The 12,277-nt window shown below is 43.0% G+C and carries 8 protein-coding genes; 4 read left to right on the top strand and 4 right to left on the bottom strand.

Features of this window, described 5'->3' with window-relative positions:
* Positions 1 to 159: 159 nt before the first annotated feature.
* On the bottom strand, positions 160 to 963 hold the full coding sequence (locus tag ABJH64_RS15750; protein ID WP_348274017.1) for a hypothetical protein: 804 nt from the start codon (positions 961 to 963) through the stop codon (positions 160 to 162).
* A 371-nt stretch (positions 964 to 1,334) separates the two neighbouring features.
* Positions 1,335 to 2,201 (bottom strand): LysR family transcriptional regulator, encoded by an 867-nt coding sequence (locus ABJH64_RS15745; protein ID WP_348274016.1) that lies wholly within the window; start codon positions 2,199 to 2,201, stop codon positions 1,335 to 1,337.
* A 101-nt stretch (positions 2,202 to 2,302) separates the two neighbouring features.
* Here ABJH64_RS15745 and hutH point away from each other — a divergent pair, with 101 nt between their 5' ends.
* The 3 genes from hutH to ABJH64_RS15730 all read left to right on the top strand — a co-directional run bounded on the left by hutH (position 2,303) and on the right by ABJH64_RS15730 (position 7,411).
* Positions 2,303 to 3,868, top strand: a complete 1,566-nt coding sequence (gene hutH / locus ABJH64_RS15740; protein WP_348274015.1) for a histidine ammonia-lyase — start codon at positions 2,303 to 2,305, stop codon at positions 3,866 to 3,868.
* Positions 3,869 to 4,017: 149 nt separating this feature from the next.
* A complete protein-coding gene (gene hutI / locus ABJH64_RS15735) occupies positions 4,018 to 5,250 on the top strand; it encodes an imidazolonepropionase (protein WP_348274014.1) in 1,233 nt (410 codons plus the stop codon).
* 160 nt (positions 5,251 to 5,410) lie between these two features.
* Positions 5,411 to 7,411 (top strand): urocanate hydratase, encoded by a 2,001-nt coding sequence (locus tag ABJH64_RS15730; RefSeq protein ID WP_348274013.1) that lies wholly within the window; start codon positions 5,411 to 5,413, stop codon positions 7,409 to 7,411.
* Positions 7,412 to 7,417: 6 nt separating this feature from the next.
* Here the strand turns inward: ABJH64_RS15730 and ABJH64_RS15725 are convergent, their stop codons facing one another.
* Entirely contained in the window at positions 7,418 to 8,038 is a 621-nt protein-coding gene (locus tag ABJH64_RS15725; protein WP_348274012.1) for a Uma2 family endonuclease, read from the bottom strand.
* A gap of 122 nt (positions 8,039 to 8,160) precedes the next feature.
* Between ABJH64_RS15725 and hutG the strand changes: the two genes are divergently transcribed.
* Positions 8,161 to 9,117 (top strand): formimidoylglutamase, encoded by a 957-nt coding sequence (gene hutG, locus ABJH64_RS15720; protein ID WP_348274011.1) that lies wholly within the window; start codon positions 8,161 to 8,163, stop codon positions 9,115 to 9,117.
* An 89-nt stretch (positions 9,118 to 9,206) separates the two neighbouring features.
* On the opposite strand, the gene ABJH64_RS15715 is transcribed toward hutG, so the two are convergent.
* Entirely contained in the window at positions 9,207 to 12,152 is a 2,946-nt protein-coding gene (locus ABJH64_RS15715; RefSeq protein WP_348274010.1) for an FAD-linked oxidase C-terminal domain-containing protein, read from the bottom strand.
* Positions 12,153 to 12,277: the final 125 nt, after the last annotated feature.

Genomic DNA, 12,277 nt, shown 5'->3' with positions numbered 1-12,277 from the left:
CCCTAGATTTTGTCCGGCTTCTGGAGAAGCAGGACAACTTAAAACAAGTCAACTTACTTTGCGCCCTCTGCGACTCCCTCTGTGCGCTCAGTGGTTAAAAAAACTCCGTATGAAATCAATCACACGGAGTTTAACTCTTTGGTGGTTTTTAACTCTTACTTAGTCTTTCAAAGTCACTGTTCTGGTTACGTCATTGAAATCACCTGGAATCAGATTTCCATCAGCATCAAGCAATTCCAATTGAATAGTCACTTCACCTTTCACTAGGCCTTTGATTACGTAAGGCGCCCATTCAGTGATCATAAACTCTTGACCGTTAATCGTAGCTCTTACTTTATTCCCTGTTTCAGATAGCGTAGTATTTAGCAAAAAGAAATCAAGTAATAAGTTCTCTGTATCCGCCCCTGTATATTCTCCCTTTGGACGGCTGTAGATCATCGTTGGCTTATCAAAGTCAACATTAATGTCATCACTAGCATTACCAACAACCATTTTCTTAGCGATAAATGAGTTAGCGTTTTTAACAGACTCATGATAAGATCTGCTCAAGAAAGCAACCAAATAATGCGTTCCTTCTGGCATTTCTCTTTTGAATTCTGACTCATAGTGCGCTGAGTAAGGCTGATTATCAAGGATGAAGTGAATATGTTGACCTTTGTCTGAGTTAGCCAATTTCTCAGCCATGCCCATACGCTCGGTTACTTCACCCAAGTTGTAATCTTTCACTTCAAAGGCAAAATCAACTTCTCCAGCCTTCGCAATAGTGGTGTTGGCTGGGTTTTTCATCGTCAAAGAGGAAGACGCATACGCTGGGGAGTCTGTGAATTTCTCAAGCGAGATTACCTCCTTCGCTACCATTTCAGTATCGCCCACCACTACCTCTTGCTCCTCTGTTTTTTTCGGCTGGCAGCTTACCGCAATCATAAGTGCCAATGCAGCTGTTCCTACTATTCTAAAGTTCATAATTTTCAGATTTTGTGTAATAGTTTATTTTATAGTGCTTCAAATGCCATTCCAACCCAAATCGCGGTGAAATTGATACACAAAGGTATGCATATCATCAAAGATTCAACGAGCCAATCAGGTAGATTTAGCCGCAAAATCCTCCATAAGTGTCTTCAACGCTTAAAGTCAGGAAAGTTAGGATACAAATCACCTCTACCCCCAAGTCAGTACTTCACCTGAAAAAAGGTAAAATAACAAATTCTAATTCCTTAAAACGTGTAATATATTCCCAAAATGGGGATCTAAGAGCTTTTTACGACTCGTTTTCATTTAAGCGAAATGGAAAAACAAGTACTTAAAGTAGCTAATCTTAGCCCAAAAATTTTTGATTATAATAAAGGTAAAACTTGCTTCAGTGCTGGATTACGATTTCCCCCCTTCCAAATCGCTGATAATTCCGTGAACTGCCCGATGTCTGGTATCTCCATAAAACGTACATTCAGTTCGTAGCCTTCCTTCAAAGAAGTCGGTACAATAGCCACGCCTAACCCGTTTTCCACCAGTTTGAAAATCGTCAAAGCATGGACAGATTTATGTCTGATCTTGGGTGAAAATCCAGCATCTCTACAAATACCGATAATCTGCTCATAATACAGATTGCTGTAATCTGAGGAAAAAAGAACAAAGGACTCGTCCTTAAACTGATTTACAGAAGTAAAATCGTTTTCCTGAATAGCATGATTTTTTGGCACCACCAGGGAAAAACTATCCCTCAAAACCACCTTCATTTCCAGGTCATTGGGCACGGAAGCCAAGCGGACAAAGCCCAAGTCCAACTTGTCCTTTTCTATCATTTCCACCTGTACGGCATTACTCAGTTCTTCCAAACTCGTGCTAATCAAGGGATGACTTGCATTAAGCTTCCCTAGCAAATCTGGCAGAATCTGATTCGATGCCGACCCTAAAAACCCTACTCTTAATTCCCCTATTTTTCCTGCTGCGATTAACTTCAACTGACTTCTAGTCAGATCCAGGTGATTCAACACGAACTCCACTTCATTTTTAAAAAAGGCTCCAGCCGCAGTCAGCTCCACATGCTTCTGATCCCGATCAAAAAGTTTGACCTCCAGCATTTCCTCCAATTGCTTGATCTGCCTACTCAAGCCCGGCTGCGAAATATATAAGCGCTCAGCTGCTTTTCGGAAATTTAACTCCTCAGCTACAGCTTTAAAGTAATTCAAATGTCTTAATTCCATGATGCCTAAAAGGTATCACATATTGACAATATTGATATCAAAAATTATCATTAGGGCTTGGTATCTTTGTGAAGACCCTAGAATAGTTTACCCAAATAGTAATGGACACATTCAATTACGGCGAAGACCACATGACTTCTGGAATAGCTTTAAAGCTAGCGCGGAAAGAAATTAAAGGAATTCTCAATACTGATACCCAAGAAAAAATAAAAGCTTCTGCTTTGGCAGTTGCAAACATCGCCAAAGGAGAAAAAACTGTTTATGGAATTAATACAGGATTTGGCCCACTTTGTACCAGCAAAATCTCGGCGGCTGACACCCAAACTTTACAGGAAAACCTCTTGAAGAGTCATGCTGTAGGTTTGGGCGAACCTGTCCCCATAGAAATCTCCAAACTTATGCTAGTACTGAAACTTCAGGCACTAGCTCAGGGATTTTCAGGAATTAAACTGGAAACCTTGGAGCGAATGCTTTGGATGCTGGAAAACGAGGTGATTCCTGTAGTGCCTATTCAAGGTTCGGTAGGTGCTTCAGGTGATCTGGCTCCACTTTCACACTTGTTCTTGCCGTTATTGGGCCTAGGAAAAGTGCATTATGAAGGAAGCATCGTCAAAACTGCTGAAGTATTCGCAAAGCTTGGAATGGAAGCCCTTACCCTTGGCCCAAAGGAAGGCTTGGCCTTGATAAACGGAACTCAGTTTATGGCTGCCTACGGAGTGAAAATCGTGGATCGCCTGCATAATCTGCTAGTTCATGCAGACATCACCGGAGCCATGATGATCGAAGGCTTGATGGGTTCGATCAAACCTTTTTCGCCTGAATTGCATCAGCTAAGACGGTTTAAAGGAAATCAGCATGTAGCTCAGACGATTTTAAACTTACTTCATGAATCAGAAATAGTCAATTCACATTTGGATTGCGCTCGCGTACAGGACCCTTATTCTTTGCGCTGCATGCCGCAGGTTCATGGTGCTTCGCGTAATGCTTGGTTACACCTGAAAGACGCCATCGAAACCGAGATCAATTCGGTTACAGATAACCCTGTTATTTTTAGCGAAGATCATACGATCTCGGGAGGAAGTTTTCACGGTCAGCCTATCGCTTTGCCATTGGATTATGCTTGCCTCGCCGCCTCAGAATTGGGGAATATTTCAGACCGGAGAATCTATCTTTCCCTTGAGGGTGACACGCCGGGCGTACCAAAATTGCTTTTGAAAGAGACCGGTTTGAATTCCGGCTTGATGATTCCACAGTACACGACCGCAGCTTTGGCTTCGGAAAACAAAGGACTTTGCTTCCCTGCATCTGCGGATAGCATCCCTACTTCACTGGGTCAGGAAGATCATGTGAGTATGGGTTCTATAGGTGCGAGGAAAGCTCTGCAGGTGATTGGAAACGTGGAGAAAATCCTGGGAATTGAGCTTTTTTATGCAGCCCAGGCGATGGATTTCCATGCTCCGCTGAAATCAGGAAAGGTGATGACTGCAATTCATGAACATGTTAGAAAAAGTATAACACCTGTTATAAACGACCGTGTGATGACCGAAGACATGGAAGCAGCGATCGAGATGATCCAAAGTGGTGAATTGATTGAGCTAGCAAATCGCGTTGCAATAGAAGAAGGATTGCCTTTTGAGACGGAGTGGAGTGAACTATTTACCTGTTAAATAAGTAGCCCGCAGCTTTACGAAGAAAAAGTACGCTGAAAGTCAAAGATTAATTCTTAACATCAGCAAATTAAAGCTGCGTTTTTATCTGCGCCCTTATCATCGAAATGCTGCGGGAAATCATAGGAAACTGTTATAAAAACCAAATCATGCAAAAGTTAATCGGCCCAATAACTCAACTTCTAACACTAGATAACCTCCTACTCAAAGGTGCCTTGAAAGATGAGAAATTGGAAATTCTGGAGAACGCTGGGATTCTGATTGAAGAAGAAAGAATTCTAGAAGTTGGAAGTTTTCTTGAACTTTTGAAAAAAGCCAAGGCGCTCAATGCTGAAATCATCGAACTAAAAGGTGATTTTGTAGCTCTTCCCGGTTGGATCGATTGTCATACTCATAGTTGCTTTGGAGGCACTAGAGCTAGAGATTTTGCAATGCGAAATGCTGGGAAAACCTACCTGGAAATCGCCGAAGCTGGTGGCGGGATTTGGGATACAGTAACTCAAACTCGGAAACTTACTGAAACAGAACTTGCAAATAGAGCTGTTGAAAATGCTAATCGGCATCTCAGTGAAGGTGTGACTACCATTGAAGTGAAAAGTGGTTACGGATTGACTGTTGAAGAGGAATTAAAAATGCTTCGCGCCATCAAGCAAGCCGACCAGAAAACTACAGCCGATTTGATCCCAACTTGCCTAGCCGCTCACATGAAGCCCCGCGATTTTGAAGGAACAAATGCAGCGTACCTGGAATTGATTGCTCAGGAACTTTTTCCGATTTTGAAGTCAGAGAGTCTCACAAATAGAATCGATTCCTTCATTGAGAAAAGTGCTTTTTCACCGGAAGAAATCGAACCTTATTATCAAAAAGCTAAAGACCAAGGATTTGAACTGACCGTTCATGCAGATCAATTCACAGCTGGAGGGTCTAAAGTTGCAGTGAAATATGGCGCAAAGTCAGCGGATCATTTGGAAGTTTCCGGTGAGAAGGAAATTGAACTTTTGGCCAAATCTGAAACAATAGCTGTCGCTCTTCCGGGTGCTTCTCTAGGTTTGGGTTGTGCCTTTACGCCAGCAAGAAAAATCTTAGATCTGGGCGGTTCATTGGCCATTGGAAGCGATTGGAACCCAGGCTCCGCTCCTATGGGTGACTTGGTGACTCAAGCCTCCATTTTAGCAACCTTCGAAAAACTCAGTACCGCCGAAGTCCTCTCTGCCTTGACTTTCAGGTCAGCTGCTGCATTAGACTTAGAGGATCGGGGAAAATTGAAAGCAGGTTTTCTAGCAGATTTCAACCTTTTCCCAACTGAAAATTATCAAGAAATACTTTATCAGCAGGGCAAATTGAAGCCTGAGCAAGTGTGGAAAAGAGGAAAAAAGACTTGAGCTTTTAGATACAAAATAGTAGAAATAAGATGTTAGCCCCATGAATCAAGACACTTTACGCCTAAGCCATTTTGCAGGAAAATTTTAAAATCATCTGTCAAAATCCCTTTTTCGCTGCATTTCTGCGCCGCCGCGAGATAATCAAACATTCGTAAATCCCATGACTTTCCAAGAGCAAATATCCCAAGGCATTCCTACTCAACTTCCTAAACCAAAAGCCAGAAATACAACTTTGAGCCATGCTCCCAAGCGCAAGGATATCCTAAGTACTGAGGAGAAAAAACTGGCTCTTAAGAATGCGTTACGCTATTTCCCCAAGGAATGGCATGCTGAATTAGCGGAGGAATTTTCAGCCGAACTGAAGGAATTTGGCAGAATCTATATGTACAGATTTATGCCGGATTATGCGATGTACGCAAGAGGCATAGAAGAATACCCTTCCACATGCCCGCAGACAGCCGCCATTATGCTGATGATCCAAAACAACTTAGATCCGGCTGTAGCTCAGCATCCCGAGGAGTTGATTACTTATGGTGGAAACGGGTCAGTTTTCCAGAATTGGGCGCAATACCTTTTGGTGATGAAATACCTCTCGGAGATAACTGAAGAGCAAACCTTGCACATTTATTCCGGTCATCCCATGGGACTTTTTCCATCTTCTGCGGAAGCTCCACGAGTGGTAGTAACCAACGGAATGATGATCCCGAACTATTCCAAGCCTGATGACTGGGAGAAATTCAATGCACTGGGAGTGACGCAATACGGACAGATGACTGCGGGCTCATTTATGTATATCGGTCCTCAGGGAATTGTGCACGGAACTACGATTACGGTAATGAATGCTTTTCGCAAAAAACTGAAAGCTGGAGAAAATCCAGCGGGTAAGATTTTTTTGACGGCAGGTCTTGGCGGAATGAGTGGCGCACAGCCGAAAGCCGGAAATATCGCTGGGTGCATTACCATTTGTGCTGAAGTGAATCCTGCTGCCGCAAGGAAAAGACATAAACAAGGCTGGGTAGATGAGTTGATCGAAAATATAGATGAATTGATTTTCAGAACTCATCTGGCCAAGCGGAATAAGGAGATAGTTTCCATCGCTTACATTGGAAATATTGTAGAAGTCTGGGAGCGATTTGACGAAGAAAACATCTTCGTGGAACTAGGGTCTGACCAGACTTCCCTTCATAATCCTTGGGCTGGAGGCTATTATCCAGTTGGGATTTCTTTCGAAGAATCCAACCAACTGATGGCAGAAAATCCCGCCGAGTTCAAGGCTAAAGTTCAGGAAACCTTAAGACGCCAAGCTGATTCAATCAACAAGCATGTGGCAAAAGGAACCTACTTTTTCGATTATGGAAATGCGTTCTTGCTGGAAGCTTCTCGAGCTGGAGCGGATGTCATGGCAGAAAATGGGATTGATTTCCGATATCCTTCCTATGTACAGGACATCTTAGGCCCCATGTGCTTTGATTATGGATTTGGTCCTTTTCGCTGGGTTTGTACTTCTGGAAAAGCGGAAGATTTAAGGAAATCAGATCAGATCGCTGCTCGGGTTTTGAAAGAAATCATGCAAAAATCTCCTGCTTCTATTCAGCAACAAATGCAGGATAATATCACTTGGATAGAAGAAGCAGAGAAAAACAAGTTAGTAGTTGGCTCTCAGGCTCGAATTCTCTATGCGGATGCAGAAGGTCGAGCAAAGATTGCTCAGGCATTCAACGATGCTATTTCATCGGGCGAAATCTCTGCCCCTATCGTCCTAGGACGCGATCATCACGATGTCAGCGGTACGGATTCCCCCTACCGCGAGACAAGCAATATCTACGATGGAAGTAAGTTCACGGCTGATATGGCCATTCACAATGTGATCGGTGATAGCTTCCGAGGTGCCACTTGGGTTTCTATCCACAATGGTGGCGGCGTAGGCTGGGGCGAAGTGATGAATGGAGGATTTGGGATGGTGCTAGATGGCTCAGAAGACGCGGATAGAAAGCTGAAGTCTATGCTTTTGTACGACGTAACTAATGGAATAGCGAGAAGAGCGTGGGCAAGAAATTCAGGTTCTTTGGAGGCTATTCAGCGGGAAATGGAGCGCAGCCCAGGATTGAAAGTAACGATACCCAATTTGGTTGATGAGGATATTTTGAAAGAGTTGGGTTAAGAGATCTTACGAGTTAAATACTTCTTCCAAATCCAACTCAAAGCCTTCAATAACAATAGACCGGACTTTATCTCCCGAAGTAAAAAGTCGGGAAGGCTGGAATTTACCTTCGACCAGGGTATAGATCAAAAGAGTACAGTCGGTAGGATGAACCACCCAATATTCTCTCACACCATATTCCTCGTACAAGTCATATTTATTCTGAACTTCCACTCGGCTATTCCCCGGTGAAAGAATCTCTACAATTAAATCAGGAGCTCCCCAGCAACCTTTATCATCCAATTTGCTGAGATCACAAATCACAGAAATATCCGGCTGAACTACCGAGTCTGTTTTGGAATACTCAGGATTTCTGGATAATCGGACATCGAATGGTGCTGAATAAACTTTGCAGGGGTGTAGTTTCAAAAAACTAAAGATCTTATAAAATATATTCCCTGAAACCTCCTGATGCCTTCGATTAGGCGCTGCTGCTTTGGCAAAAATCTTTCCCTTGATCAATTCTACAATTTCCTCATAATCCCATTTGAGATAGTCTGCATAGGAATACCCTGCGAAGGAACTACTTGGCTCTTCAAATGCATCGAGATTAATATTCTCTTTCTGTGGAATTCTATATTCTTTCATAACCATATAATTTGATCCCAAATGAACTTTGAATTTTACCTGAAAACAGGATACATTGTTTCTGATATTAAATCTATCAAAGCACTGTTTTTAAGTTACTACAAAATAACACTATACTCAATATGCTCCATCAAAATCCAAACCCCTCCCTTTGGTCTGGTAGAAAATCTGAAGAAATTGAATACTGGCATCAAGCAACAATTTCGGTTAGGGATCTCAAACTTGACAAAGATCAGCAAACTCCTAAAGTTGGAATTTTAGGATACGCAGGCGAAGAGGGGGTTAAAAGAAATCAAGGACGCCTGGGAACCGCAGAAGGTCCAAATGCTATTCGTAAAAACCTAGGAACCTTGGCTTTTCACCTTCCTGAAAACACCAAAATATTCGATTATGGGGATGTTTACACGGAAAATGATGATTTAGAGTCTAGCCATAAATTGATTTCTGAGACTGTCTATAATTTGCTCGAAACTAAGCATTTTCCAATTCTTTTGGGTGGTGGTCATGACGTGGCTTTGGCCCACGGAAGAGGAATATACAAGCATTTAGATACCAAAAATCAAACCCTAGGCATCATTAACATGGATGCACATTTTGACCTTCGCCCTACTTTGGACGGGAAGGGGCATTCTGGATCACCTTTTCTCCAACTTGCCGAGGAAAATGCTAGTGAATTCAACTACCTGTGCCTGGGCGTACAGCGCTCCGTCAACCCAAAATCTCTTTTCCAGACTGCTGATAAAATAGGCGCAAAATGGATGGTGATGGAAGATTTCAGAATGAATAATTGGGAAGTAATTCAGGAAAAAATCCTTTGGTTTTTGGATTCAGTGGATAAAATCTACCTCAGTGTGGATATGGACGGATTTTCGTCGGCTTTTGCTCCCGGAGTTTCAGCACCATCTCCCATGGGTTACAGGCCCGAATTTGCCTTCAAAGTATTTGAATTAATTGCTTCTAGCAAAAAGCTTATTTCTATGGATGTGGCGGAACTCAACCCGGCTTTCGACCATGACCAGGCAACTTCCAGATTGGCAGCGAGATGTGCCGAGTATGTGGCTAGGAAGGTTTTGAAATAATCAAAAAAAACCACCCAAACTCACGAGTGGTTTTTACTTTCCTTTCAAAAGAACGAGAAGTGCGATATAAATCTTACTACTGAATTCAATTAAGAGTTCAGCGCCTCCCACAAAATCTCCACGGGATGCTTGGCTTTTCTGCCTGTCCCATCAGCGATTTGATGACGGCAGGAGGTTCCAGGAGCTGCAATTATCGTCTCTGCTTCTGCTTTTCTCACCGCTGGAAAGAGCACCAACTCTCCCACTTGCTGCGAAACCTCGTAATGCTCAGCTTCATAGCCAAAGCTCCCAGCCATACCACAGCATCCACTAGGAATCGTTTCTACTGTATAATTTGCCGGCAAAGACAATAGCTTCTGCGTCCAAGTCATAGAAGAAAGAGCCTTTTGATGACAATGTCCGTGAAGTTTGATTTTCTGAGTTTTGGTAGTGAAGGAGTCAGCAGAAATATTGCCGGCAGCAATCTCCTGAGCTAAAAACTCATCAATCAGCTTCACATGGAATTTCAATTTCTTTGCTGCATCAACCAGCTCAGGTTTCACTATACGTGGGTATTCATCTCGGAAACTCAAAATTGCCGAAGGCTCCAACCCAATTAAAGGAGTGTTTCCATCGATTAATTTGTCAAAGATGCGCACATTGGCCTCGGCATGTTTTTTCGCCTTCGGCAAAAGTCCCTTCGAAAGTGCCGAGCGTCCGCTTTCCTCATGCGCCACCACTTTCACATCGTATCCCAGTTTTTTCAGAAGTGAAATTGCCTTGATCCCAATCTCGGTGTCGTTGAAATTTGTAAACTCATCGATAAAAAAGTAAACAGATTTAAGCTGCTTTTCTGCTCCGGGAAGAGCTTTGTAATTTTTATTAAACCATTTCCGAAGACTGACTTTAGCTATTTTTGGAAGATTTCTTTGCGGAGCTACTCCCAAAATAGACTTCATCATCCCACCTGTCAGTTTATTGCCAAGCATAAAATTCGCCAGCCCACCAGTTTTTGAACCTACCTCATTTAGCTCATTGATGTAGGCAAAAGCCTTGGAGCGAAGGGGAATGCCGTTCGTTTTTTGATATTGATACAAGAATTCAGCTTTCATACTGGACATGTCCACATTGGATGGACACTCAGCGGTACAGCCTTTACAGGAAAGGCATAAATCCAATGCTTCTTTGATCTCAGGATGATCAAAAGCATTTTCCTTTTTGTCCATCGTCAGGAACTCACGAAGGGTATTCGCTCGACCACGCGTAGTATCTTTTTCATTTCGTGTGGCCATGTAGCTTGGGCACATAGTACCTCCTGATTCTGGAAGTTTGCGACAATCGCCCGAACCGTTACACTTTTCTGCCAAGCGAAGAATACCGCCGACATTGGAAAAATCCAGCATGGTGTCATGAGTTGGGGTTTCCATTTCTGGCTCATAGCGTAGGAATTTATTCATCGGCGCAGCATCCACGATCTTGCCTGGATTGAAGATATTCTTGGGATCCCAGGTATATTTGATCCTTCGAAAAAGCTGGTAATTCTTTTCCCCAACCATCAGCGGAATAAAAGCCGCACGCACTCGACCATCTCCATGCTCGCCGGAAAGCGAACCTTGATATTTCTTCACCAACTCAGCTGAAGCTTTTGAAATCTGGTAGAATTCCTCTACGTCTTTGGACTTTTTCAAATTCAAAATTGGCCGCAAATGAATCTCTCCTGCTCCTGCATGCGCATAATGCACTGGCTTCTGATTAAAACCAGCCATCATCTCATCAACTTCATCGATGTAGTCAGCCAAGTCTTCAATATCGACCGCAGTATCCTCAATACAAGCAACAGCCTTGGGATCGCCAGGAATATTCCCCAAAAGTCCCAAACCAGCTGCACGTAGTGCCCAAGCCGAAGCTACTTTCTCTGGCTCGATGATAGGATAAGCATATCCCAAATCCGCAGCTTTAAGGTCTGCAACTAAGGCCTCCCCTTTTGCCATAGCTTCTTCCAGGGAATGACCACGAAACTCAACCATCAGTAAAGCCTCGGGATCTCCTTCTACGAAATAGCGGTTTTTGGAATATTCAATACTTTCTTTGGTACAGTCCAAGATGATTTTGTCCATCAACTCTACGGCAGTAGCTGGATGCTTCATAGCCGTCTGAGCGGAAACCATACTTTCATGGATGGTGGCAAAGTGCGCTGCCACCACGATTTCTATAGGTTCGGGAAGCGGATCAAGGCTGATTTTGATCTCTGTAGTAAAAGCTAAAGTGCCTTCTGAGCCACTCAAAAGCTTACAAAAGTTAAATTTTTCCTCCCCTTCAAAAATTTCAGATTTTAACAGCTCATCTACTGCATAACCTGTATTTCTTCTGTGAATGGACTTCTTAGGAAACTGCGCATGAATCTCCTCACGAGTTTCTGCATCACTCAATTCCTCCAGAACTTTCCTGTAAATATCACCTTCAAGGGATTGAAGTTTTGCCTTTTCTTTAAACTCCTCTTTGGTAAGTGCCTCAAACTTCACAGCATTTCCATCACTCAAAACGGTGTCCAATGAAATCACTTTATCGCGTGTTACTCCATAGACAATCGAGGTGGTGCCTGAAGAATTATTCCCAACCATCCCGCCGATCATTGCTCGATTAGCAGTGGAAGTGATCGGGCTGAAGAAAAGTCCATGAGGCTTGAGATAGCGATTGAGTTCATCACGCACCACACCTGGCTGTACTCGAACCCATCGTTCAGCTACATTTAATTCCAATATTTGGGTGAAATGCTTGGAGACATCCACGACAATTCCGTTACCTACACACTGCCCGGAAAGGGAAGTACCGGCAGTTCTAGGAATCAATGAGGTGCCATTTTTAGAAGCAAAAAGTATTAGTTTCCGGATATCTGACTCTGTTTTTGGAAAAGCAACCGCCAAAGGCATCTCGCGATATACGGATGCATCGGTGGCGTAAAGAGTCTTAGTTAAAGAATCAACTTTTAGTGTTCCTTCCAACTGGGCAGAAAGCTCCTGAAGCAAAGGCAATAGGTTAGGTAGGTTTGAACTCATGCTCAAAAATAACCCGAGGAGATGGATTTAAGGAAATGTTGAGGGAAAAGAATTTATAAATGAACCATGGAACATAATCAATGCTCAATCCCCAAGGTTTTGCCTACTTGACTAGGAAAGCTTGA

It is taken from the genome of Algoriphagus sp. (assembly GCF_039969895.1).
Taxonomy (GTDB): domain Bacteria; phylum Bacteroidota; class Bacteroidia; order Cytophagales; family Cyclobacteriaceae; genus Algoriphagus.
The sequence above is the reverse complement of the archived record's forward strand: the minus strand, read 5'-3'. Positions and strand labels throughout refer to the sequence as shown.

Excerpts from the sequence above, each read along its gene's own strand:
- ABJH64_RS15725 (WP_348274012.1), bottom strand. The coding sequence starts at position 8,038 with ATGAAAGAATATAGAATTCCACAGAAAGAGAATATTAATCTCGATGCA.
- ABJH64_RS15730 (WP_348274013.1), top strand. The coding sequence starts at position 5,411 with ATGACTTTCCAAGAGCAAATATCCCAAGGCATTCCTACTCAACTTCCT.
- ABJH64_RS15750 (WP_348274017.1), bottom strand. The coding sequence starts at position 963 with ATGAACTTTAGAATAGTAGGAACAGCTGCATTGGCACTTATGATTGCG.
- ABJH64_RS15715 (WP_348274010.1), bottom strand. The coding sequence starts at position 12,152 with ATGAGTTCAAACCTACCTAACCTATTGCCTTTGCTTCAGGAGCTTTCT.
- hutH (WP_348274015.1), top strand. The coding sequence starts at position 2,303 with ATGGACACATTCAATTACGGCGAAGACCACATGACTTCTGGAATAGCT.
- ABJH64_RS15745 (WP_348274016.1), bottom strand. The coding sequence starts at position 2,201 with ATGGAATTAAGACATTTGAATTACTTTAAAGCTGTAGCTGAGGAGTTA.
- hutG (WP_348274011.1), top strand. The coding sequence starts at position 8,161 with ATGCTCCATCAAAATCCAAACCCCTCCCTTTGGTCTGGTAGAAAATCT.
- hutI (WP_348274014.1), top strand. The coding sequence starts at position 4,018 with ATGCAAAAGTTAATCGGCCCAATAACTCAACTTCTAACACTAGATAAC.